The 24159-nt window shown below is 45.3% G+C and carries 28 protein-coding genes; all 28 read left to right on the top strand.

Annotated elements, in window-relative coordinates:
* Nucleotides 1-258 precede the first annotated feature (258 nt).
* The 28 genes from alaS to A7K50_RS04860 all read left to right on the top strand — a co-directional run bounded on the left by alaS (nt 259) and on the right by A7K50_RS04860 (nt 24001).
* On the top strand, nt 259-2892 hold the full coding sequence (gene alaS, locus A7K50_RS04730; RefSeq protein ID WP_119774831.1) for an alanine--tRNA ligase: 2634 nt from the start codon (nt 259-261) through the stop codon (nt 2890-2892).
* A gap of 104 nt (nt 2893-2996) precedes the next feature.
* Nucleotides 2997-3248 carry an IreB family regulatory phosphoprotein gene (locus A7K50_RS04735; RefSeq protein ID WP_015042474.1) on the top strand — a complete coding sequence of 84 codons (252 nt, stop codon included), beginning with the start codon at nt 2997-2999 and terminating at the stop codon, nt 3246-3248.
* 102 nt (nt 3249-3350) lie between these two features.
* A complete protein-coding gene (locus A7K50_RS04740) occupies nt 3351-4310 on the top strand; it encodes an aldo/keto reductase (RefSeq protein WP_119774832.1) in 960 nt (319 codons plus the stop codon).
* Nucleotides 4311-4450: 140 nt separating this feature from the next.
* Nucleotides 4451-4615, top strand: a complete 165-nt coding sequence (locus A7K50_RS14150) for a hypothetical protein (RefSeq protein WP_015042477.1) — start codon at nt 4451-4453, stop codon at nt 4613-4615.
* Nucleotides 4616-4650: 35 nt separating this feature from the next.
* Nucleotides 4651-5058: a Holliday junction resolvase RuvX gene (ruvX, locus tag A7K50_RS04745; protein ID WP_020491682.1), complete on the top strand. Its 408-nt coding sequence runs from the start codon at nt 4651-4653 to the stop codon at nt 5056-5058.
* Between the two features lie 78 nt (nt 5059-5136).
* Nucleotides 5137-5451, top strand: coding sequence for a DUF1292 domain-containing protein (locus A7K50_RS04750; protein ID WP_015042479.1), 315 nt, complete (start codon nt 5137-5139; stop codon nt 5449-5451).
* A gap of 167 nt (nt 5452-5618) precedes the next feature.
* Nucleotides 5619-6653: an endolytic transglycosylase MltG gene (mltG, locus tag A7K50_RS04755; protein WP_119774833.1), complete on the top strand. Its 1035-nt coding sequence runs from the start codon at nt 5619-5621 to the stop codon at nt 6651-6653.
* 61 nt (nt 6654-6714) lie between these two features.
* Nucleotides 6715-7968 carry a U32 family peptidase gene (locus A7K50_RS04760; RefSeq protein ID WP_119774834.1) on the top strand — a complete coding sequence of 418 codons (1254 nt, stop codon included), beginning with the start codon at nt 6715-6717 and terminating at the stop codon, nt 7966-7968.
* 150 nt (nt 7969-8118) lie between these two features.
* Complete coding sequence (locus A7K50_RS04765; protein ID WP_119774835.1) at nt 8119-8397, top strand: DUF4911 domain-containing protein; 279 nt, start codon at nt 8119-8121, stop codon at nt 8395-8397.
* Nucleotides 8398-8519: 122 nt separating this feature from the next.
* Entirely contained in the window at nt 8520-9956 is a 1437-nt protein-coding gene (gene pilM, locus A7K50_RS04770) for a pilus assembly protein PilM (RefSeq protein ID WP_119774836.1), read from the top strand.
* A gap of 12 nt (nt 9957-9968) precedes the next feature.
* Nucleotides 9969-10514: a hypothetical protein gene (locus A7K50_RS04775; RefSeq protein WP_119774837.1), complete on the top strand. Its 546-nt coding sequence runs from the start codon at nt 9969-9971 to the stop codon at nt 10512-10514.
* Nucleotides 10515-10528: 14 nt separating this feature from the next.
* Nucleotides 10529-11053 carry a type 4a pilus biogenesis protein PilO gene (gene pilO / locus A7K50_RS04780; protein WP_119774838.1) on the top strand — a complete coding sequence of 175 codons (525 nt, stop codon included), beginning with the start codon at nt 10529-10531 and terminating at the stop codon, nt 11051-11053.
* A gap of 570 nt (nt 11054-11623) precedes the next feature.
* Nucleotides 11624-12367, top strand: a complete 744-nt coding sequence (gene sigK, locus A7K50_RS04785) for an RNA polymerase sporulation sigma factor SigK (protein ID WP_119774839.1) — start codon at nt 11624-11626, stop codon at nt 12365-12367.
* Between the two features lie 109 nt (nt 12368-12476).
* Entirely contained in the window at nt 12477-12989 is a 513-nt protein-coding gene (locus tag A7K50_RS04790) for a YqeG family HAD IIIA-type phosphatase (RefSeq protein ID WP_020491674.1), read from the top strand.
* A 65-nt stretch (nt 12990-13054) separates the two neighbouring features.
* Entirely contained in the window at nt 13055-13879 is an 825-nt protein-coding gene (gene aroE, locus A7K50_RS04795) for a shikimate dehydrogenase (protein WP_119774840.1), read from the top strand.
* 17 nt (nt 13880-13896) lie between these two features.
* Entirely contained in the window at nt 13897-14322 is a 426-nt protein-coding gene (locus A7K50_RS04800) for a type II secretion system protein (protein ID WP_243103646.1), read from the top strand.
* 14 nt (nt 14323-14336) lie between these two features.
* A complete protein-coding gene (locus tag A7K50_RS04805; protein ID WP_119774842.1) occupies nt 14337-14876 on the top strand; it encodes a shikimate kinase in 540 nt (179 codons plus the stop codon).
* Nucleotides 14873-15952: a 3-dehydroquinate synthase gene (gene aroB, locus A7K50_RS04810; RefSeq protein ID WP_119774843.1), complete on the top strand. Its 1080-nt coding sequence runs from the start codon at nt 14873-14875 to the stop codon at nt 15950-15952. The genes A7K50_RS04805 and aroB overlap by 4 nt, the downstream gene beginning before the upstream one ends.
* Before the next feature lie 205 nt (nt 15953-16157).
* Entirely contained in the window at nt 16158-16496 is a 339-nt protein-coding gene (locus A7K50_RS04815) for a type II secretion system protein GspG (protein ID WP_119774844.1), read from the top strand.
* 44 nt (nt 16497-16540) lie between these two features.
* The gene (locus A7K50_RS04820; protein WP_119774845.1) at nt 16541-16918 is read left to right on the top strand and encodes a hypothetical protein; all 378 of its coding nucleotides are present in this window, start codon (nt 16541-16543) and stop codon (nt 16916-16918) included.
* A 133-nt stretch (nt 16919-17051) separates the two neighbouring features.
* A complete protein-coding gene (locus tag A7K50_RS04825) occupies nt 17052-17549 on the top strand; it encodes a prepilin-type N-terminal cleavage/methylation domain-containing protein (protein WP_119774846.1) in 498 nt (165 codons plus the stop codon).
* Nucleotides 17550-17566: 17 nt separating this feature from the next.
* Entirely contained in the window at nt 17567-17932 is a 366-nt protein-coding gene (locus A7K50_RS04830; protein WP_243103647.1) for a hypothetical protein, read from the top strand.
* The gene (locus tag A7K50_RS04835) at nt 17904-19622 is read left to right on the top strand and encodes a GspE/PulE family protein (RefSeq protein WP_243103648.1); all 1719 of its coding nucleotides are present in this window, start codon (nt 17904-17906) and stop codon (nt 19620-19622) included. Before A7K50_RS04830 ends, A7K50_RS04835 begins: the two co-directional genes overlap by 29 nt.
* A gap of 20 nt (nt 19623-19642) precedes the next feature.
* Nucleotides 19643-20806: a type II secretion system F family protein gene (locus A7K50_RS04840; protein WP_199698227.1), complete on the top strand. Its 1164-nt coding sequence runs from the start codon at nt 19643-19645 to the stop codon at nt 20804-20806.
* A 106-nt stretch (nt 20807-20912) separates the two neighbouring features.
* Entirely contained in the window at nt 20913-21368 is a 456-nt protein-coding gene (locus tag A7K50_RS04845) for a prepilin-type N-terminal cleavage/methylation domain-containing protein (protein ID WP_119774847.1), read from the top strand.
* Nucleotides 21369-21382: 14 nt separating this feature from the next.
* Nucleotides 21383-22759: a hypothetical protein gene (locus A7K50_RS04850; protein ID WP_119774848.1), complete on the top strand. Its 1377-nt coding sequence runs from the start codon at nt 21383-21385 to the stop codon at nt 22757-22759.
* A 63-nt stretch (nt 22760-22822) separates the two neighbouring features.
* Nucleotides 22823-23344 (top strand): hypothetical protein, encoded by a 522-nt coding sequence (locus A7K50_RS04855; protein ID WP_243103649.1) that lies wholly within the window; start codon nt 22823-22825, stop codon nt 23342-23344.
* A gap of 144 nt (nt 23345-23488) precedes the next feature.
* A complete protein-coding gene (locus tag A7K50_RS04860) occupies nt 23489-24001 on the top strand; it encodes a LysM domain-containing protein (RefSeq protein ID WP_119774849.1) in 513 nt (170 codons plus the stop codon).
* The last annotated feature ends 158 nt before the right edge of the window (nt 24002-24159 follow it).

A 24159-nucleotide genomic window follows, 5' to 3' on the forward strand; every position in this document is an offset into this window, starting at 1 on the left:
TTAGTGTATCAGAAAGTGTAAGTACTTTCTGAACCATCTATGTGCAACGAAGGCTGCCGCCAAAGGCTTGGCGTCAGCCACGTTTTCTTTCGTCTATCAGAAAGTATAAGGATTTTTGGATGATCTAAGTGCAGCTAGGGCAGTCCTTTCCAAAGAGGCTTGCGCCGGGCTAAGTTTTCTAAGTCTTAGCTAGATTTGCCGTTGCTGTTTTGAGATAAATATAAGCTCTTAGGAGCCTTCCATATAAGGAGGAAGTAGATGTATACCGGAAATCAACTGCGTGAAATGTTTCTGAAGTATTTTGAGGGAAAAGGACATGTTATTCAGCCCAGCGCCTCCCTAATCCCGAAAGATGATCCTACTTTACTTTTAACGGTAGCCGGAATGGTTCCGTTTAAGCCATATTTTTTAAGGCAAGTGGAGCCTCCGTTTTCGAGAGCGACCACCGCTCAAAAATGTGTCCGAACCCCTGACCTGGAGAGTGTCGGCAAAACGGCCAGACACCATACATTTTTTGAGATGCTCGGTAATTTTTCTTTCGGTGACTATTTTAAAGAGGAAGTCATTCCATGGGCCTGGGAATATATTACCGGCGTACTGCAAATTCCCGTCGAAAAGCTCTGGGTAACCATCTATCCGGAAGACGAAGAGGCCAGAAATATCTGGACAAAGGCAGGTGTAAGTCCGGATCGGATCGTCGCCGATCCCGAGAATTTCTGGGCTGCCGGACCGGTCGGACCTTGCGGGCCTTGTTCGGAAATCTACGTAGATCTTGGAGAAAGCCGGGGTTGTGGCAAAGATGATTGTGCAATCGGCTGCGACTGTGACCGTTTCCTGGAGGTTTGGAACCTGGTCTTTATGCAGTACATAAGAGATGAAGCCGGTACACTGACTCCTCTGCCGAAGCGAAATATTGATACCGGGATGGGGCTGGAAAGAATCGCATCGGTGATTCAGGGCGTTGAATCCAACTTTGATACGGATTTATTTATACCGCTCATCAATAAAACGGCAGAAATTGCTGGCGTGCAATATAAACAAGATCCGAAGACGGACGTTGCATTGAAGGTCGTTGCCGACCATGCCCGAGCAGTATCTTTTATGCTGGCGGACGGAATTCGGCCGAGCAGCGACGGCCGTGGCTATGTTTTACGGCGGATTTTACGCAGGGGCATTCGTTTTGCCCGGCTTTTAGGAATTGAAAAGCCGTTTTTAGAACAAATATTCCGTGTTATCCAGGAACATTATGCGCACTGGTATACGGAGCTCAAAGAGAATGAAAATTTTATCCTAAACCATTTGCGGCTGGAAGAAAAGAATTTCCAGGCTACCCTTGAACAGGGCACGCTGATCCTTCAGGATAAGGTGAAAGTGCTTAAAGAATCAGGTCAGAAGGTCCTTAGCGGGGAAGACGCTTTTCATCTGTATGAGACCTATGGTTTCCCGGTAGAACTGACGGAAGAAATGCTGATGGAAGAGGGGATCTCCGTGAATATGGAGTCGTTCGACATAGCATCGGAAGAACACCGTCTGCTGGCGAAAGAACAATCCCGTCAGATGAAAGCTGTTGGGGAAAACAGCCTGCTCACAGAGAAAGCAAAAAGACTGGGGCCGACCCGTTTTCTCGGCTATGAGCAACTGGAAAGTGACAGCATCATTGAAGCGATGTTCAATGAAGAAGGCGAAGTGGATGGGGCCGGTGAAGGGGAGGAAGTCCTTTGTCTTTTGGATCAGACACCTTTTTATGCTGAGAGTGGCGGACAGGTTTCAGACGAAGGAATCATCCGGACCGGCAAGGCGTATGCTGAAGTGCTGGAATTACGGAAACTTCCGAGCGGCGCGGTTACGCACCGCCTGCTGATTAAAGACGGGGTGCTGAAAATAGGGGAAAAGATCCACGCCATCGTCAATAAGGAAAAACGCCAGGCCATAGCCGGACACCATAGTTCAACGCATCTTCTGCAGACGGCGCTACGTAAGATCTTGGGGGATCACGTCCAGCAGGCAGGTTCCCTTGTTACGAGTGAACGCCTGCGGTTTGATTTTTCGCATTTTTCACCGCTTACGGCTGAGCAAATTACCGAAGTAGAAAACGAAGTGAACCGGCAAATCATGGCCGGTCTTACGGTGCAGGCCGAAGAAATGGGTATGAACCAAGCCCGTGAAAAAGGCGCGATTGCGTTGTTTGGCGAAAAATACGGAGAAATTGTGCGTTTGGTGGAAATGGGAGATTACAGCAGAGAGCTCTGCGGTGGAACCCATGTCAAAAATACAGGAGAAATCGGTTTGTTCAAAATCATTTCCGAGAGTGGTATTGGCGCAGGCTTAAGAAGAATTGAAGCTGTGGCAGGTATGGGATCGTTGGCATACTTAAGAGAAATAGAGAGCCAGCTCGCTGAGATCAGTACGGTACTGAAAGTTCAGCCGAAGGAAAGCGTGAAAAAAGTTTACCTTATGGCCGCTCAGATCAGAGAATTCGAAAAAGAAATCCAGCAGCTCAATGCCAAGCTGTCTAAATATGAAGCGGACAGCATTCTGAGCAAGGTTCAGGATATTCACGGCGTGAAAATACTTGCTTCCAGGGTTCAGGCTCCGGATATGGAGACACTCAGGCAAACAGCGGACATGCTCCGGGACAAGCTGAAAGAAGGCGTTATTGTCCTTGGTGCTGTTGCCGACGAAAAGGTAAATCTGGTAACTGTGGTTCATCCGTCAGGGTTAAATGGACTTCATGCCGGCAAGATTATTAAGGAAGTGGCATCGATTACAGGCGGCGGAGGAGGCGGTCGTCCCGACATGGCCCAGGCCGGCGGCAAGGATCCTTCCAAGCTTGGCGAGGCGCTGGATAAAGTACCTTCCATAATTCGTCATTTTTTGGGGCATAATAGTTAAAGATTACTAAAAAAGTGAAAATATTTTTAACAAACTGACAGGTAATCTTTGGATCGATGCAGAATAATGTATAACATACTGGTGAAAGAAAGGAGGTATAAACCTTGAGTAAGATGGAAGAAACCATGATGTTCAAATCCCATCCAGGTGACAATTCACCGCGGGAAATATTGCAACAGGTTTATGCTGCACTGCAGGAGAAAGGATATGATCCGATCAATCAGTTGGTGGGCTACTTGATGTCCGGAGATCCTGTCTATATTACCAGTCATAATCAGGCCAGAACCAAAATCCGCAAGCTGGAACGTTATGAATTGCTGGAGGAACTGGTAAAATTCTATTTGCGTGATTTATAAAAAAGATTTTCTTACGTTTTAATTTTTTGAATCTAACACGAATGGTTCTTGTTTTTGCGTTGCGTTTGATTAGCTGCCCTCACAGTACGTGGGGGTTTCGTTTTGGAGGATGGACATTTGCTGAAGGTCAAATTAGGGCTAAAGGGCCCGACGGTATCGAAAATATGTTTTGGCAGCCTCGCGATTTCTTCGCTTCAGGGCAGGGTGAGCGAAGAGCAGGGAAGAGAGATCCTTCAATATGCGCTTTCAAAGGGGATAGACTGGGTCGATACGGCAGAACTCTATGAAAACTATAGTCAGTTAAAACCTGTTCTGGCCAAGAATCCTGAGATGAAAGTTGTATCTAAATCTTATGCGGTGACGCATCAGGAGCTGGATGCGAGTCTAGAGAAAGCCAGAAAGGAACTGGGCAGGGATTCTATTGATATTTTTCTGCTTCATGAGCAGGAAAGCCATCTAACACTCAAAGGACATGCCGGGGCCTGGGAAGGACTGCTTGGGGCAAAGGCCAGGGGTCAGGTCGGGATGATCGGAATCTCGACACACGCGGTCCAAGGGGTGAGAGCAGGGGCTCTTCAGCCGGGTCTTGACGTGATTCACCCGCTCATTAATTACCAGGGCCTCGGCATTATCGACGGAAGTCTTGAGGAGATGCTGGAAGCTATTGCGTTTGCGGCTGAATTGGGTATTGGGATCTATGCGATGAAGGTTTTTGGTGGTGGACACTTGGCGGCTGAACCGGACAGAGCCGTGAATTTTATCCGGAGTATTCGCGGAATTCAGGCGATGGCTTTAGGTATGTCATCAATTCCGGAAGTAGATTATAACCTAGCACTGCTGAACGAGGAACCTATATCCGATGAATTGCGTCAAGCGGTTCTACATCGGGAGAAAAAACTGTACATTGCCGACTGGTGTCAGGGCTGTGGAAAATGCGTCGGCGGCTGCCCACAAAATGCGCTTTATCTAAACGACGGACAGGCTTGCCTGCAGCCGGAAAGATGTGTTTTGTGCGGATACTGCGGCAGATATTGCCCGCATTTCTGTTTGAAGATTATATGAAAAAAATTTAAATAATATTTTCCGTAAATCGGGATAATAATAGCGGAGAAAAATGTTAAGGTATATAATTAGGATAAGGGACGTACATCTGAAAGTAATCGAATAGTGATGCCAAAATGTACAGACAGGGGGACGCTGTTATGAAAAAGAAAGTTCAGGAGTATTGCATTGAGTGCGGCGAAATTACTGAATTCCTGTATGATGGCGAAGAATGGTTATGTAAGAATTGCGGAAGTCACAATTCGCAGGGTGTAATGAACGACTCTATTCCATTAAACAACGATGACGAGCAGGACCGGGCGTAGACCCTACGTGGTCAGGCAGTTGCTGAGGTGCATGAATGAGGATAATGGGGCTGGATCTTGGTGAAAAGACGATTGGCGTCGCGATGAGCGATCCGCTGGGTATTACTGCCCAGGGAGTGGAAGTCATAAGAAGAACCGGAAAAGAGAAAGACCGGGAAGAATTAGCCCGCCTGATCCGGGAGTACGAGGTGGATGAAATTGTCCTGGGATATCCGAAGAATATGAATGGGACACTCGGTGAAAGAGCGAAGCTGACGGAGGTTTTTGCCGAAGAGCTTCGTGAAGAATATTTACTGCCGGTGAAGTTGTGGGACGAACGGCTGAGCACCATCGGAGCCCAAAGGGCCTTGCTGGAGGCAGATCTGTCCAGAGCAAAGAGGAAAAAAGTCATTGATAAGATGGCGGCAGTATTCATTCTCCAGGGATATCTCAACAGCAAGTGAACGGAAATTGAGATATCATTTGACTTTCTTTTCCTGCCAAGGTAGAATTACAATATCTGATTTGAAGAGGTGATACATATGTCCGATGAAATTAATAAGCAAGATGATCTTGATGATGAAGAGGTTTTTGATGTCATTGTCTTAAATGATGACGAAGGAAATGAAAACGAATTCATGCATCTTGCCACCCTCGAAGTTGAAGGCAGTACGTATTTTGTGCTTCTTCCTGTTGAAGAAACAGAAGAAGACGAAGAAGAAGCCGAAGCCATTATTCTGAAGCTTGGCAAAGATGAAAACGGTGAAGACATGCTCATGGATATCGAAGACGATGAGGAATGGGAAAAAGTTGCCGATGCCTGGGAAGAAATGGAAGATGAATTTGACGAAGAATAAGCAGAAAATTTGTTCTTAGAAGTCATAAATGATTTAGAAGCTCACGCTGGAAAGCGTGAGTTTCTTATTGACGAAAAAAAAGGTATAATAGCACATAGCAGGTTTGTCATTCAATGGATCATTATTTTAGTCATCCAAATTCTTGGATTAGGAAAGAGAGAGGTAAAGTGAGGAGAAAACGCCGAAAGGCTCCTGTAAGAAAAAAAATCTATACGATTGGCATTATTTTGGTCGTGCTGCTTGTGCTGTTGGCCGGCGGAACATGGTGGTCAGGGAATTTAAAGCCGGTCTCCGATTCTTCCGATAAAGTTGCTTTTGTTCTGGAGCCTGGCATGAATGCCTCTGAAGTTGCGGCCAAGCTTGAAACTGACCATTTAATTCGCCAGGCAAGTGTGTTCCGCCAGTTATGCCGGATTAACAAAGCTGATTCCAAGCTGGTTGCAGGATTATACTATCTTTCACCTTCCATGAGCTCCAGGGAGATCCTGGATACGCTGATGAAAGGACCGGAACCGGAAGTTGTCCGGATTACGATTCCGGAAGGATATACGGTTGCCCAGATTGTCGATAAGCTCGTCGAGAATAGCTTGGGAACGAAGAATGAATTTTATGACGCTATGGAACGATTTGATCAGGATAATTACAGCTTTTTGGCAGATATCCCTTCGGGTGAAAACCGGCTGGAAGGCTTTCTGTTTCCCGACACGTATTTCTTTGATAAAAAGGCTACGCCCTCAGAAACCATTGAACGATTTTTGCAGCGTTTTAAACAGGAGCTGACAGCTGAGACCACGAACCGCCTGGCTGAACGGAATATGTCTGTTTTTGAGTGGCTCATCAAAGCTTCCCTCGTCGAGAAAGAAGCGAAGAAAGCAGAAGAAAGACCGTTGATTGCAGGTGTTTTTGAAAATCGTCTGAAAATTGACATGCCGCTGGAATCCTGCGCAACGATTCAGTATATCTTGGGGGAAGTCAAACCGGTGCTGACTATTGCGGATACCCAGATCGATTCTCCGTATAATACGTACCGGAATACCGGGCTGCCTCCCGGACCGATTGCGAACCCGGGTCATGCTTCTTTACAGGCCGCACTTTACCCGAAAGATACCGACTATTTCTTCTTTGTCGCCAAAAATGACGGGTCACATGCTTTTGCTGTTACCTATGAGGAACATTTAAAAAATGTAAGCATCTATCAATAAAAATTTTGATAAAACGTGATGATCAATTGTTTAAGTTTAAAAATAATGCAGGGAGTAACTGATGAAAAAACCGGAACTCCTGGCACCTGCCGGAGATTTTGAAAAGTTAAAGTTTGCCTATGCGTACGGGGCTGATGCAGTATACGCAGGGGGGGCTTCGTTTGGTTTGCGGGCTTATGCCGGGAATCTGAATGATGATGAACTTAAGTTGGGGGCCGAATATGCGCATAGACTTGGCCGGAAGATCTATATTGCCGTCAACATTTTTGCGCATGAGCAGGATTTCGCCGGACTTAAGGATTATCTGATCAGATTAACAGAGTTTGAAATTGACGGGATCATCGTCTCTGATCCCGGGATACTGTCCCTGGCCCGGAGGGAAACGCCGGATCTGTCCGTCCATTTGAGTACACAGGCCAATTGTACGAATGCAGCCGGTGCCAACTTCTGGTTTTCCCAGGGTGTGCGCAGAGCCGTACTTGCGAGGGAACTTACACTGGAAGAACTAAAAACCCTCTGTCCCCAAGCCCAAGGCGAATTAGAAATCTTTGTCCATGGCGCCATGTGTATGTCGTACTCGGGACGCTGCCTTCTGAGCAATTACCTTACCGGTCGTGATGCTAACCACGGAGAATGCACCCATCCCTGCCGCTGGGGCTACGCGCTGGTCGAAGAGAAAAGGCCCGGACAGTATTTTCCGCTGGAGGAAGATGTCAGGGGAAGCTATATATTTAACTCCCATGATCTTTGCCTTCTGCCCAACTTGCCTTTATTGAAAGATTTAAATCTGGCAAGCTATAAGATAGAAGGCAGAATGAAAAGCGCCTATTATGTAGCCAGCACGGTCAAAGTATATCGTGAAGCTTTGGACGTCTTGTGGGAACAAGGAGAAACAAAATTCAGGGAAAAGATTCCTTCCTGGCTTGCCGAAATGGACAAGGTGAGCCACCGTGACTATTCAACCGGATTCCTTTTTGGAAAGCCGGGGGCTGAAGCGCATAACATTGAAACTTCCAATTATATCCGCGAATACAGTTTTGTCGGAAGAGTGCTGGAACAAGAGGAATGCGCGGCAATCGGGAAGGGAAACGAATGCGGCTGTTGGATAGAGCAGCGTAATCATTTCCGGCTAGGCGATGAGCTTGAGGTGCTTGCTCCGGAAGGAGAACCGTGGACATTTAAAGTGAACGGCCTCTGGAGCTTGGATGGGGAGAAGACCGATGTGGCGAGGCATCCGCAGCAAAAACTGAAGATTGCGGCTCCCGCACCGTTGAAACCTTTCAGTATCCTGCGCAAAGTAGTTCCTGCCCGTTAGGTTCATGATCACAATATCAGGGCTGACAAGTACAACGTTCACAAATTCCCTGCCCAAATCATTCATGCAAGCTTGATTACCCTGGGAAGAACAACCTGAGATAACAACAAAGAATAAAAACATCGGGTAAGGACACGGGAGAAAGACCAAATGAAAAAAGACGGGAATATTGAAAATTTAAAAGTAAAATCAATTGATGAAGAATCCCATAGCAGCTGGGAAAGTTCTGATCTGCTGGTCAAAGCAAGGATCCCCCGTTCAGATATTCAGCTTTTGGCCAAATATGTCGAGGGACTTGGTCACCTGGGGGTGGTCACAACAACCGATAAAGCCAAAGGTGAAGTAATGATCCAAACGACCAGGTACTGCTGGCCGGAATTAGAAAAAATACTCTCGGCACTTCCTTTGCAAATGGAGATTTTATCCTAACTGGCATTTGAGATTCCTTGAATTAAAATTGGATATTCTGCCAGAATCTTGTTGTTCTGAGAAAAATCCTATACTATTATAGTGTTATGGGTGATACGAGAAGAGTAGGAGAGACTTTCCGCATGAAAAAACACTGGCTGGCTGTCATCGGTGAAAATGAATTGTCAATAGCCACAATTGCTGTCGGAAAATCTAAAGAAATTGAGATACATATGCAAGCATCATACAAGGAACCGGGCGGTAAAAATATTGGCTATGCCGTGCCGACCGGTTATGATGTTTCGGGGCTGAAGAACTGGCTTCAATACCAGCGGATACCGCTCCATAAACTAAAAATTGCCGTTTCGGGTCAAGGATTAATTACGACCATTATTACACTGCCGAATATGGCGGATCAGGAACTCGAAAAATTTATTGCCGGAGATATGGATGAATATCTTGAACGGTATACCGATCATTATATTGTGGATTATCGCATCCTGAAAAAATATCAGGAAAACGGGGTACCCATGTTAAAAGTCCTCCTGGCAGCTTTCCCGGCCGAAAAAATGAAGCAGGTTCAGTCATTCTGCCGGGATCTTGGGATTGAACCCAAGACGGTGGATCTTACTGCGGATTGCCTAGCCAGAATTTATTCTTTCTTGGCAGAAAGAATGCCTGCTCATGCTCCCCAGGGGAATACGGAACAAGGACAAAACAGCAACGATTTCGCGATTGTCTCCTTAAATCCGGGGCTGATTGAGTTTGTACTGCTGGAAAATGGCAGCTTCTTTTTGTATACCGATTTAAAAGTTAATACGGACGAGAAAACCGTTAAGGCAGAAGAAACTCTCAATACGGATGAAAGAAATCAAAATGCGAGTAGAACAGGCAATACCGAAAAACATGTTTTTCCCGAAGACTTGCCACAATCAACAGGCCAGGAACCTTCTGATCTGTTAGATGAATTAATTGGGTTGGAGACCAAAGATAACGATTATCCGCAGCTCGATTTTTATAGGGTCCAAAACCTGCGGAATCATCAAGAAACATTATCTCTGGAGGAATTAGAAGCTGCGGAATTCTATTATTCCCAGCTGGAATCCGTCAAATCGGTCAAAGAAAAAGATGAGTTTGTCCTGGAAGATCTATTTGTGCCTTACGAATTATTGGAAGAGGAATTACCTATCTCGTCCACATATCAGGATTTAGAAAAAGAGATGGCCGCTAAAGCTGATAAAAAAGCTGACCTTAGTATGTACAGTTCGCCGAAGGAACTTTCCGATATTTCCGGTAAATTAGATTTAAGCCCGATCATATCCGCATTATCCAAGCTATTGAACTTCTATTCCGACCGCCATGCCGGAAATTCGGTAGGGACAATCTATCTGACCGGGGAGTACAGCCTCTGGCCGGGACTGGAAGAATATTTCCGAAAAAGTTTGCGGATCAACACTGAAACGGGTTTTCCAAATAACTGGATGCCGCTGTTTAAGGCGGACGGAGATACAAGCCTAGCGGAAAACTGGCAGAAGTATGGCAGTCTGTATGGGCTCGCCTTACGTGAAGATATCCACTAACTGGAGGGGCAAATGAACGAAAGAACACAGTTTAATTTTGCGCTGCGCTGGGAAATTGAATCCGGCAGCGGAAAACAGCCTGTTCGAAAAAAGCTTAGCGTCGTTGTTATCATCATCGCCGTTGTTTTTGCTGTGATCATTCTAGCCTCCCCGTGGGTTTGGCAGCAAAAACTGGCCTTGGATTCAGACAGGATTGAAGCCGGCATTCAGTCCTACAATGAAGTTGCTGCTTTCATGGCAGAAAACGACAGGCTCCGTTCCCTGATCACTGATCAGCGTAGCTTTCTGGAGCTTGGGGCTAGGGGATCAATCGGCAATCCGGCAGTTATAAGGAGTCAAATAGGCGGACTTCTGCCGGGAGACGCGCAGGTCACTTCTTTTTTGCTTCAGGTGGATAATAGGGTCCAATTGCAGCTGATCCTGCCTAAATCAGTAAATATCCGCAGTTTAGAAAATATTTTCATTGGTTCCGGTAGGTTTGAAAGTTTTGATATCCAAACGATTTCATTGAATGACAGGGGACAGACGTTAAATCTCGCTCTGAAACTGAAACCGTAGGAGAAATAGAAACGATGCGTATGAAGAAAAATGGCATTTTAATAACAGGCCTGATCATTCTGTTCGGAATAGGTTATCTCTATCTGCTGGCTGGTCAGTGTGGAGTGCTGCAGGAGAATTCAGATCAACTCCGCGAACGCGAGGCTTATCTGGTAACGTTGCAGAACAATTACATCAATTTGTCCGGGCTGAAACAGGAACAGACGGATTTAACAGCTCAAGCTGCTGAACTGGATCTGACCGTTCCGAAAAACCTGGTCAAACCGGATATGATGGTCTTTATTTTCAATCTGGCCAAAGACAGCGGGATCAATTCTCAGAATCTGACTTTTGAAGAGATGAAAGATGAAGGCAGTTATTCTTCTCTGGCTATGAATTTCTCCTGTACGGGGCCAACCGCCAAAATCTATGCTTTTGTGGAACGGCTTCGCAAGGTAAGTCAGTATAATCTGGCGCTGGACAGCATCCAGGTAAATGAAGGCGAAGAGGATACGGCTGCAGCCAGGATTAGGATCATTGCTTACGGATACAAAGAATAAACGATTATTTGGAGCCATTAGAGAATTTATAGAGTTCGGCAAATGCGGGCTCGAAGAGCCCGCAAATACTGTATAATTTAGATATGCTACTAAATAAATCATACGCTAAAAAGTATACCGAATATCGCGACGGGTATCAATTAGTTTTGCTGTGTATTGGATATAACGTCAACAAGCTTCATGCGAAGATACAAAATGAACGCATCGGAAAGCTACTTCATCAGCTAAAAATGGCCTGGAATTGATGGAAAAAAACACGTTAATCCCCAAAGAATATCTCTTACAAAGACCTAAGATTAGACATTGCAAAGCCCTACCTTCAAGGCTTTATTCGTTATACCTCCCAGAGGTAGTTGCTCAATCCATATACCTGAGTTGGCCTTTAATATTCCGATAGAAGAAGGCGGTGCCGCCGAACTTATCGTTTTGCGACACCGCCTTCCTTTGTTACAGAGGCAAGTGCAGTCTTTCTGATTTGTTTAAATGAAAAATTTCCGAGTCAGGATAAGCAGTATTCTTCTGCTTTACGCATAGTTATTAAAAGAGCATGCGTAAGGAGTTGAAGGGTTAATGATTGCTGAAGCTTTTCTTGTCGGGCTTGCCTTATCGGTGATTAAGGGCGTTACCCTGCTGGTATCGTATATTAATAATAATGCGTTCCCCCAGCCGTTAGGAGAAAGGGAGGAAGCTGAATATCTGAGTATCCTGGCGGACTACAAAAATGCCGAGAATTTTTCCAATGAACTTGTCGCAGAAAACGCGCGAAATAAACTGATTGAGCATAATCTGAGGCTGGTCGCGCATCTTGTAAAAAAATATGACGGAACCGGAGCGGACAGTGACGATCTAATTTCGATCGGGACCATCGGTTTAATTAAGGGCATCAATACGTTTAACACGGAAAAGGGAACCAGACTCGCCACCTATGCGGCACGCTGCATCGAAAATGAGATTTTGATGTATTTGCGCTCCCTAAAAAAATCCCGCGGGGAAGTGTCCATTTATGACCCAATTGGTACGGATAAAGAAGGAAACGCGATTAATCTTATTGATGTCCTGGGTACAGATCCGGATGCAATTTCGGATCAGGTGGAAAGTCAATTTGAACAAAGGGTGGTCCTGGAAAAACTCAAATGTTTGACAGGAAGGGAACAAACGGTAATTAAACTTCGTTTCGGCCTGATGAACACACCCAAAAAGACGCAGAGAGAGATAGGTAAACTGCTGGGAATCTCCAGGTCTTACGTCTCACGGATAGAGAAAAAAGCGGTGGAGAAACTGATGGAGGAAATGAAGGACCACCGGGTGAAATAGTACGAAACTGGTACAACTTGCCTCAAACTTGCCAGAAACAGGTTGCTCTTAGATATTGAGCTGATATATAATTATTTGGTAATAATAATTGGAAAGCAGAGGAACCGGTATGCGCGGAATCTTACGACCGGATTTTCAATATGAGATGCTGCAGGATATCCAGGCAGAGGATCTGCAGGCAAATGGCATCAAGGGTTTGATCCTGGATCTGGATAACACCATAACGCCGTGGAATGACAGAACTTTAACCGAAGACGTGATCGCCTGGTTTAAAAAAATGAATGACGCAGGAATTAAATCCTGCATCGTTTCCAATAACAGAGGACCCGAAAGGGTTTCTGCTGTTGCTGATGTGCTGGAAATACTTTATGTTTACAAGGCCAAGAAACCACATAAAAAAGCTTTTCTGAGAGGGATTCGGGTCCTGGATATTCCGGAGTCCGAGGTCGCAGTGATTGGGGACCAGCTGTTTACGGATGTTTTTGGCGGCAACAAGCTCGGACTTAAGACCATATTAGTTTCACCGATTGCTCAAAAGGAATTCCCGGGTACGAAAGTCCTGCGTTTTATGGAACGGCTGGCAGGCAGAAAAGCCAAGTATATCCGCACGATAAGATCTTAAGAGGGCTTAAGACTTTGTTTTCAGATTATCCATTTTTAAATGTCTATTAAAGGGACGAGATACGCATGAAGTATGCAATCATCGGCTATCCTGTGGAACATTCCCTGTCTCCGAAAATGCACGAGGCGGGATTTAAGGCTGCCGGTTTGCCTGCAACCTACGACAGGATCACAGTTCAGCCGATTCAACTGGCTGAAAGTATCGGATATCTCAAAAATAACCACTATGACGGCTGGAACGTCACGTATCCGTTGAAGGAAAAAATTATTCCTTATATGGATGTCCTTACTCCTGAGGCACAGCGTATTGGCGCCGTCAACACAGTGAAAGTCCAGAACGGAAGACTCTATGGACATAACACAGACGGCGGTGGCTTTATTCAGGCGTTGCTCAGTAAGGGTTTTATTTTTGAGGGTAAAGAAGTTGTCATATTAGGGGCTGGAGGGGCTGCCAAAGCCATTGCGGCAGCCCTGGCGTCCTTACAGGTAAAAATGCTTATTCTGAACAGAAGTGAGGAAAAAGCTGGGACACTTGCCGGACAAGTAAACAGACTCGGTGGAAACGCAGCCTCGGGTAATTTTGCTCGCGGGTGCTGGCTGGAGGTTGTGGATTTGCTGATTCAAACAACCTCGATTGGCATGAAAGATGAAGCGTATACGATTGATCTTCAAGGCCTTAATCCTTCGGCTTGGGCCGTTGACCTGATTTACCATCCGGCCGTTACAGATTTCATGGCACAGGCCGCTGCCTGCGGCTGCCGGTCCATGAATGGTTTGGATATGCTGCTGTTTCAGGGGATCCTTGCCTGGGAATTCTGGCTGGAGCAGAAGGCTCCGCTGGACATTATGCGGAAAGCTTTGCAGGAGAAATTGGAAGGTAACAAAGGATAGAAATGCAGGGGATAGGAATGGTAGCAAAGCGAAGAAACGGGTACTCATTGATTGAGATCCTGCTTGTGCTTGCGCTGTTATCGGGTGCGGCCTTTACTTTCCTTGTGCATATTCCGCTGCAAATGGAGGAACGGAGACTGGACCTTTCAGCGGCAGTTCTGCTTCAGGACTTACGGGAAGTTCAGCAGACAGCTTTGGCTGAGAATGTTTGGTATAAAATTAAATTTTCTGTTTATACCGGGGAATATAAGATCTTCAAACAGGGAGAATTTATCCGCAAAGTCAGCCTGCAGAATGGCGTGCGCTTTGCCAATAGTCCTTCTGATCTTACTTTTCGCCCGACAGGGACGCCTGACACCGGTCTGACGGTCATGCTGGCGTCAGGGGATTTAGAAAAAAATGTGATTGTTGCGCCTGTGATGGGCAGGATAAGGATGGAATAGAGAGGTGAAATTTCATGTCCGATAGCCTGAATTCGATACCCCAAAATATTGTACTTATCGGCTTTATGGCTGCTGGAAAAAGCAGTGTCGGCAAGCTTCTGGCCAGGGAACTCCGCTGGGGATTTCTGGATACGGACAGTGAGATCGAAAAAGTGACAGGGTTGAAAATCCCGGAAATTTTTCAAAAATACGGTGAAGCAATGTTCCGGTCGGAAGAAAATCTGCTGGTTCATAAGATTTCCGGATTTACCGATACAGTGATTGCCACCGGAGGAGGAACGGTTTTGAATCCGGAAAACTGGAATATTCTCTGCGGACTTGGGAAATTGGTTTACCTATATGCTCCATTGGAGACTGCTTTGCAGAGAGCAAGAAAACATCATGATCGGCCGCTTCTTTCCAGCAGCGAGCCGGAACAAATAGAAAAGCTCTGGAGAGACCGGGAAGTGATTTACAGAAAGGCGTCTATAACGGTTGACACATCGGATAAAGATGTTCAAACAGTTGCGGCGGAGATCCTCGAACTGTTGAAAGGAGAACACATTACAGCATGATACAGAGAATAGATGTCAGCGGAGGCCACGGTTATCCGCTGTTACTGGGAGCCGCTTTGGACGAGCTTGGCGGTCATTTGAAAACAACATATGGCACGAGCGGGCATTATCTTCTTATCTCGAATGATGTTGTGGCCGGATACTATGCAGATAAACTTTTGGACGGAATGAAGGACTTAAAGACCGATTTGATGATTGTTCCTGACGGTGAACAGGAGAAATCACTTGACAGGATCAGTAAATTGACGGAACAGGCGCTGCAGTTCAAAGCGGACAGAGACACTGTGGTGCTGGCCCTCGGCGGAGGGGTAATCGGGGATTTGTCTGGATTTTTTGCAAGTATTTTTATGCGTGGAATGCGTTACATCCACATTCCGACCACCTTGCTGTCCCAGATTGATTCGAGCATCGGCGGCAAGGTGGCGGTGAACCATCCTTCCGGTAAAAACCTCCTGGGATCTTTTTATGCCCCTCAGGCTGTCTGGACAGATTTTGGAACCTTGCAGACGCTTCCGTGGGAAGAGATGCGGAACGGGCTTGCCGAAACCATTAAACACGCGCTTGTTGCTGATCCGGATTTGTTTGAATTCATCGAAGAACATGCCGAAGCCATCAAAGGATTGGACTACAAGGTCATCAAGGAAATGTCCCTGCGGTCTCTGGCTGTCAAAGTCAAGATTGTCACTGAGGATGAGAAAGAAAAAGGAAACAGGATGCTTCTGAACCTCGGACACAGTTTTGGGCATGCCCTGGAGACAGAGGAGGCCTATCAGGGTGTTATGCATGGCGAAGGTGTCAGTATTGGGATTGCCGCTGCAGCGAATCTGTCCAGAGAAAGAGGTTTGCTCAACGATAAACAGCTGGACAGAATCCTGAATCTTTTACTAAAAATGGACCTGCCGATAACCGCCAAGGATCACGATCCGTCACTACTGCTCGGGCACATGTCTGCGGATAAGAAGAACAAAGCCGGTAATAAGGTGCTTGTTCTGCCTGTCGGCATTGGGAAATCAGCCGTTGCAGCAGATTGCAGCGATGGAGAAATCCTCAGGGCCTGGGAAAAGGTTATCATTTAGATTTAGATCATCTGGATTCAGATCAATCGAAAGAATAAAACGCAGCGTTGAACAAGGAATATTCGTCAAAGACACCGGGCCGAGACTCGAGTAATACACATTGATTCCATAAGATACCAAAAAATAAAAGGAAATAGTAGGTTAATGTAGAAAATATGTAATTAATTTACATATTTTTTTTTATTGGGAAAAGAAAGGAACAGGTATGTCTAAAGCTTGCAAAAATGGTTTTACTTTATGGGAAGTATTATTGGTTGTTGCTTTGTTGGGTATCCTGGCCTGTATGATTTTGCCAAGTTACAGCGGCAGTATCAACAGTACGGAATCGGAAGTACACAAAGTCAATGTGCTTAAAATAGAAAACGCCGTGAAGCTATACCGTCTTGACACGGGCAGCCGTCCGGAAAGTCTGGATGACCTGATTACCTGCCCCTCAGCCGATCTAAACTGGCAGGGACCCTATCTTGAGAAAATACCGGTTTGCCCGCTTGATCCAAATAAACATTATATGCTGGATGATGATGGCAAAGCGGTGATCCTTTAATTGTTGTAGGATTTACGAATCCATCTTCTTAGGGAGGCGCAGAAATGGACGATAAGAAAAAAGGTTTTGTTTTGCTTGACGTTTTAACGGGGCTCTTTATTTTTAGTTTGGGATTTGCAGTCATGCTGGCATTGATCAACACGGCTTATATCAAGAACAGCCATACGGATCATACCCTGCAGGCAGTCAATTTTGCCAGCTCGACAGTGGAGGAAATCACGGCGGTCCTGTTAGATGATCCTTCTGCCGTTGATCGTTATCTGAATGGGGTTGCGCAGGATGAATCCGGCCGGTTTTCCAGAACCGTCTGTTGTGAATGGGATTCTCCGAATCTGCTTAAAATCTCTGTAAAAATCAGTTGGACTGAGTTGAAAGAGCAAAAAGAGTACAACCTGACCTATCTGCATTATATTGCAGAATAACAATTAATTTGGGAAAATAAGTAAATTACTTATATTACAGGCAGGAAATTAAAAAAATATGTAGAAATATAGTAATAAAGTTAAATAATGGTAATAACAGATTAGAATTTGACTAAGCTGGTTGGAGTAACTTATGGCTGGCCTGACAAAGAAAACGGGATGGCAAAACGACAAAGGGTTTACGCTGTTGGAAGTTCTCGTTTCCCTAGTCATTACCGGAATTGTTGCTGCAATGGTTTTGCAACTGTACATAAGTCAGTACCGGATGGCGAAGGAGCTGATGGCAGACGCCGATCTTTCCTTTGCAGCTGTCAGGGCGGGTCAAGTAGTGACCGCAGCAGTTTCTACAGCAGAAAGCGTCGTATGGACAGGTAAAGTATTACGTATCAGTTATCTTGAGAACGGCAAGGCCGTTACAGACAGCTACTATCTTGCCGACAAGGACTTTAACGGAGTCCCGGACTTGTACCGCGAGCATCTCGGTGTTCCGAATCCTGTAGCAAGTAAGATTTGTGAATTTCAATGTACTGGGGTTATGGATGGATTATGGCAAATCTCTCTGACGGCAGCACAGGCGGAGAAAACCGTTTACTGGCAAAGAACTGTTCGTGTAAGAAATTCTTCGGATTAAACAGGGAAAGCGGCAATGTGTCTTTGCTGGTTCTTCTCGTTACGTTTTCTTTATCCTGGATTGGGGTCCAGACTTTCATTCTGATTAGCTCGCAGGAACGTGTCGTTGTCTATGAGGCTCAAAAAGTAAAGACCGCTTATATGGCAGACAGTGGACTGGAATACGCCAAAGCAGTCTTCGCCCGGGACCCTTCCTGGCAGGGGACTCTGCAATACGATTCCGGGGGAGTGGTGGTTGAAATTGAAGGCATACGCGCCAATGACGTAACGCAGATCACATCCAGGGCAACAATGGAGAAGATAAAGCAATGCAGATATGGGGAGCTTGTCTTGGGAGAAGACGGGAAGTTCGAGCTTGCCGGATATAGGTATTGTTATGATTGATCAGTCCAAACCGGGATTCTGGAAAGATTTTGTACTTAAAGAACTTTACGTGTATGCCCGTGAAAACAAGGCGCTTATACCAAACGCTGATGAGATAGCTGCCCAGCTTGCCCTGCTTGATCAGGGAGCAAAACTTGAAGAACTTCTTGCAGTGTATTTGGCTGAAGAGGAAATCCTAGAATTTAAAAGCCGGATCTCAGGAATTAACATGATCAGTCTTGCTGAGCGACCTGTCAATGTGTCAGCAGCAAAATTAGTTTCGGAAGAACTGGCCCGAAAATATACACTGATTCCAATTGCGGCTCAGAATCAAAGAATCATCATCGCTATGGCGGACCCTACAGACAGAACCGCGTTGGATGATGTAATGCTTTTTACCGGATATCAGGTTGATCCGCTCCTGGCTTCTGCTGAAGAAATCAAAATTGCAATCCGGGAATGTTTTACCTTGGAAAGATCAGCCGGGGAGCACGCTCTTCTAAATTCAAACGAATCAGAGAGCTGGAAGATTGAAGAAAATGTCAATGCCCAGGAAACGCCGGTCGTCAGCCTTGTTGATTCGCTGTTTAGGCAGGCTGTTATTGAAAAAGCCAGTGATATACACTGGGAACCAATCGAAACTGGATTCAGCGTGAAATTTCGGATAGACGGGCTGTTGATGGTCAAGGAAAATTTGCCAAAGAATCTGTCCAGAAGTGTTACTGCACGCTTGAAAGTTATGTCGGGTCTGGATATTACCCAAAGACGCCTCCCTCAGGATGGCAGAATCATGCTGGACATTTCTGATAAGAAAATTGATGTCAGAGTTTCTACTTTCCCGACTGTCTATGGAGAAAAAGTCGTAACCAGGATTCTGGATAAGAAGACCGCAGGTCTTTCCCTGGAGAAACTGGGTATGCAGGAAGATATCGAGTACCAAATCCGAAAGCTTATCCGCCAGCCGCATGGGCTAGTCCTTATTTCCGGCCCAACCGGGAGCGGAAAAACCACCACATTGTATGCCCTGATCCGGGAGCTTCAATCTGAAACCATCAATATTGTGTCTATAGAAGATCCTGTTGAATACCGGCTTCCAGGAGTCAGTCAGGCCCAGGTCAATACCGGTATTGGCCTGGACTTTGCAAGCGGCCTGAGATCCATTCTTCGTCAGGATCCGGATGTCATTATGGTAGGGGAAATAAGAGACAGAGAAACCGCTAAAATTGCAACAGCCGCTGCGATGACCGGGCACCTTGTTTTATCTACCGTTCATACCAATACAGCAGCAGAAGCCCTTACCCGTTTATTGGATATGGATATTGATGCCTATATGGTAGCTTCGGCAGTTTGCGGGGTACTGGCGCAGAGACTTGTTCGGAGACTATGTCTGAATTGCCGGAAATTAAGACCGGTTTTCGCTGAAGAGAAGCAAATTTTTCACAGAGAAGCTGTATCAGCCATTTATGAACCGGTAGGCTGCTCCAAGTGCCATGGGACTGGATACAACGGCAGGATAGGAATTCATGAATATCTTCCCTACAATCAGGAAATCAAGGAACTCATTTTGCAAAAAGGCAGTGCCGCCAGCCTTGAAAAGGCCTCCAAAAAATCCGGAATGCTGATACTAAAAGAAGATGCGCTTAGGAAAGTCGCTGCCGGAATAACTTCTTTGGAAGAAATCATGAGACTGTGGGCGGAAAATAATGATTAGGATAATAAGAGGGTTTACGATTGCTCTGGAAATGGAAAGCTGTTGATCAAAATAGCAATATACGGAAAGGTTACTGGGCTGAGACTGACCGGAGCAGGGTTGTTTCCGGTCTAAGGGAACAAAATTTATATCCGGTAGGGATCAGCAGGGCATTGTTTACCCCGGTGTGGATCAAGTACAAGACAGGAAATAGAAAACTGTTTTGGGGGAGGATGGCACATAAGCTTGGAACAATGCTCGAGGCAGGCATTCCGTTGCTCTCGGTATTAGATGTCATTGCGGAAAGGGAAACAACCGGTTTACATAAAAATCAGTGGAAGCAGGTTAGCCAGTCGCTTCAGGCTGGAGTCGAACTTCATATTAGTTTACAAGGTATTATACCCTCTGCGGGACACCTGTTTTACACGATGGTCAAAGCCGGCGAAAGAAGCGGGACTTTGCCGGCTGCGCTGATCGATATGGCTAATTATTTTGAGGACGCGTATTTTTTTGAAAAGAAATTTAAAAACGCTTTGTTTTATCCGCTTCTGCTTTTAGTTGCAGCTTTGATCATTATCTATGCACTTAGCATTTTGATTCTGCCGATGTATGAAACTCTTTTTCAGGGATTTGAGACAGAATTACCGCTGGCGACAAAAATGATATTCAAAGTGGGCGGCTGTATTCCCTATTTGACAGCTGTTATCCCTGCCCTGGCAATAGCGGTATGGCTGTTCAATAAAAAGGGACATTTCTTCATCATACCTGGAACCGGTAAGATTAACAGAACCAGGCACCTCATTCAATTTTGTTCCGTCTTGGGAAGATTGCTGGAAGCCGGACTCTCCCTGCAGGAATCACTGCTCTTGGTCAAAACAATTTTCAAGGATCGTTTGATGCAGGAATTGACTGCGCAATTAATCTTCGCTGTCAATGAAGGAAGAAGAATGTTTTCCGTCATCATGATGAGTAAGCTGTTTCCTCCCGAAGCTGCCAAGATGCTGGAAGTCGCCGAGGAATCCGGCAAACTCAGTGAGATGCTTACGTATATGTCCCGGATGTTCAAAAAGGAGCTGGAGGAGAAAATTCAGCAATATACGAAGCTCTTAGAGCCTGCTTTGGTGTTTATCATGGCTGGTATGGTTGGCTTTGTGGCTATAGGAGTTCTCCTGCCGATTTTCGATATCAGCTCGCAGATTAATTGACTTAGTACAATTAAACATATATTTTTATTTGCTAAACAAACTTTACATGGAATAAAGCACGGACAAAAAATAAACTTTTGTCAGAACACAGGGAGGAATGTCTTGCGTGGTTAAAAATGAGAAAGGATTCACCCTTCTGGAAGTTATGCTGGTAGTCGTTATTCTGGCCATTCTCGCTGCAATTGTCATCCCGCGTTTCGTAGGGAATGCAGAAACAGCCAGGGAGAAAGCCGATATCACAACAGGACGTGAAGTCAAAGCAGCGCTGGACAGGTATCAGGTTGACAATGGAATATATCCCAAGATTGACGAATTATCTGCTGTAAACGGTACGATCACGGGTCTCGGATTTATCCCTAATTATATTGCCAGACTTGATTCAACGGTGACGCAACAAAAAGCCGAGACGGGGAAAATGGGGTTTGGTATTGCTGAGATTACCGGAAATACTTTTCCGGATCCAGAAAATTTGATCATGGTATACCTGAGTTCGGATGGATCTCAGGCTGAAGTTAAAGTTTTCGACGAAAGTCTTACTAGTACTTTATGGTCGTCTGTTTAGAAGGCAGGAAAGAAATGCTTATTTTGGAGATTGATGCTCAAGAAATAAGATTTTTTTATCGCTCAAAGCATCTTGGAAACAGGGCTTCCGAGATTGTCATCTCCAGCTTTCCACGGGAGACTTTTTCAGGGTCCGAAGGCAGCGACGCCGAAGAAAATCTTAAAATGGCTCTGGATGAATATCGTCAAAAAGACTGTCAGGGACGATTCGGGCAACGAAAATGTCAGGGAAAAGTCCCTGTTTATCTGTTGCTTCCTTTTCAGAATGGGCTGATCAGGGAATTTTGTATTCCTTGGGTTGTTCCGAAGTACCGAGATAAAACAGTTCATTTCTGGCTTGAACAGGAAGTTCCGGTTCCAATCGGCGAACTTTGTTATGAATACGTGGTATTGGATGAGAAGAAGAATGAATATCTCCGGATCAGCGTCATCGGCGTAAGGAAAACTACGCTTAAGTTTTATGCCCGGTGTCTTCAGCAGACGGGGTATGAACTTTGCGGTGCCGAATATACCGTTCAGGCTTTTGGCGAGATACTAGCACCTTTAAAAGAAGAAAAAATTCTTTGCCTGTTTAAACTTGATGATCAGAATATTCAGGCCGTCCAATATCGCAATGGTTTGCCGGAAGTGATCAGGGTGATCCCGGGCAGTGAGCCGGAGATTCCAAAATATCAGATTTATACTGCGCTGAAAGACTGTACCATTCCTTTCAACATCATTGTCACGGATGGAAGCGCTAAAGCCTCTCAGATAGCAGATAGACTGCTTGATTCCGGAGAAGCAGAAAGTGTCCGGACACTGGAATCCTTTGATCAGAAATTGGCTTCAAGTGAATTTTCAGCGGCCAGCCGTTCTAGAGATTTTCATCACCTGGCATTATTAGCCGGCAGGCAAAGAGTTAAAGAAAAGAAAAACTGCAATTTTGGCTGCGTTTTTTTGCGGCCGGCTAAATTAAAAACATGTCTGTTATTCCTGACAGTTCTTTTTGGAATTATTTTCGGGATGGGTTGTTACGACTATCCACGATTCAACGATATTTCTGAGCACCAGATAGAAATTGCGGCATTACAGGGACAGGTCGATGAAATTAACGCGGAACGTGAAAATCAGATTTGGTCGGAATGGAAACGGAACCGCAGTGATACATTTGGAGATTTGACAATGATTCAGAAGTCTTTAGCCAGCCTTGACACCAGTATACGTTTGAATCGTCTGAGTTATCGGCAGAATACGCTATACCTATATGCGGAGTGTTCTGATAATCTCAATATTACAAAGTTAATCGGACTCTTGACGGAAGAAGGCTGGAGGGAACCGGAGCTGACCGATTATGGTTACCGTGATCAAACGGTTTCATTCTGCCTGAGTGTAGAAAGAAAAAATAAGAAGTGAGGTAAGGATGTGTTTTTTAAATACCTCCAATTTTTTAAACGCTTTTTATCTGATAAAAACATCTTGCTTCAGAAAAATTTCTTATCTGAGCCTACTACAGGGTGGCGGTTTTTAGATAAGTTAAGTTTAAGCAGAATTGTGATCATGGGTACGAGTATCATTCTATTGGCCGTCATCGCAGTCCAGGTCCTGGCAGTAAGACCGTTGACTCAGCAATTAGATGCCGCCAGTGCAAAAGAACACTTACTCCAGCAGGAATATCAGGACATTTTGGCGGAAGAGGCTAAGAACAATCTGCTGATACCGAATCGCACCTACTTCCCGCAGATGCTGGAACAGATCAATCATTGCTTCAAATCCGAAAATGTTTCGGTTAAGGCCATGGATATCACCCAGCCGTCTATCAAAAAAGGGAATTTCTTTCAAGCCACGATCAAGGTAAACGGAGAAGGGGAACTGAAAAAAATACTCCAGGCAGTGAATACGATTCAGCGTCAGCAGGAGGTCCCTTTTTTGATTGAGGAGTTGGATTATGTTGATGGGGAAGCGGAAATCCATTTGAGTGTTCTTATTCGTTCTGAATAGAGGGGGGCGGGGAGCAAAGTGTTATGAGAAAGATAATCGTATTTGAGTAAGAAAAGGCCCATGGCAGAGGTCTTTAATGCATATCAACAGTAACCTGACAACCACAAACCCCATAATATGGAAATGTAGAAAGGGGTAAGGCTGTTGAAAAAGTATACGATAAAGACAGGAGATACATTCTTCCTTTTAGCCGGCCGAAATGGGTGCTGCTGGCAGGATATCGGCAAAGCAAACCCCGGGGTCGATCCCTGTGCTTTGGTCATCGGACAGGTCATTAATATTCCGGATCGTCAGACCTCCGGTTATGGTGCTTCCGGATCTGCTGGTTCAACTTATTCGAATGATCCAGGCAATTATCTTACTAGCGGGTATGCTCAGAAACGGTATGATGATGTAATCCTTGAAGTCGAAGGCGTAAAAATTCGGGTTGCCAGGATCGGTGAACCGACAGTTCCGCATGAGGTCCATTTTATCCTGCCGCGGACTGAAATCCGGAAAGTGGAATGTCCCGGGAATGGGGTTATTGAAACCAGCATTATGCTGAGCAATATTAATATTGTCAATTCTCCGCGGATTGAAGGCGAAAAATCTGCACTCGGGGTCATTTATCCTCAGGTTCAGAGCAGCGAGAAAACGAACAGTGAAGAATCAAGATAGACGTCTCTGACGCGGTTCCTGATGAATCGAAAGAATTCAGCAAAATTATTTTATAATTTTTATTTTTTCGTTATAATGAGATAGGCCTTATTTTGGGCACAAAAAGGCTATGTCATTATTTTTGTTTCTTTAGAAAATAATAGATAAAGAAGGGGAGA

It is taken from the genome of Dehalobacter sp. MCB1, assembly GCF_003590275.1.
Classification (GTDB): Bacteria; Bacillota; Desulfitobacteriia; order Desulfitobacteriales; family Syntrophobotulaceae; genus Dehalobacter.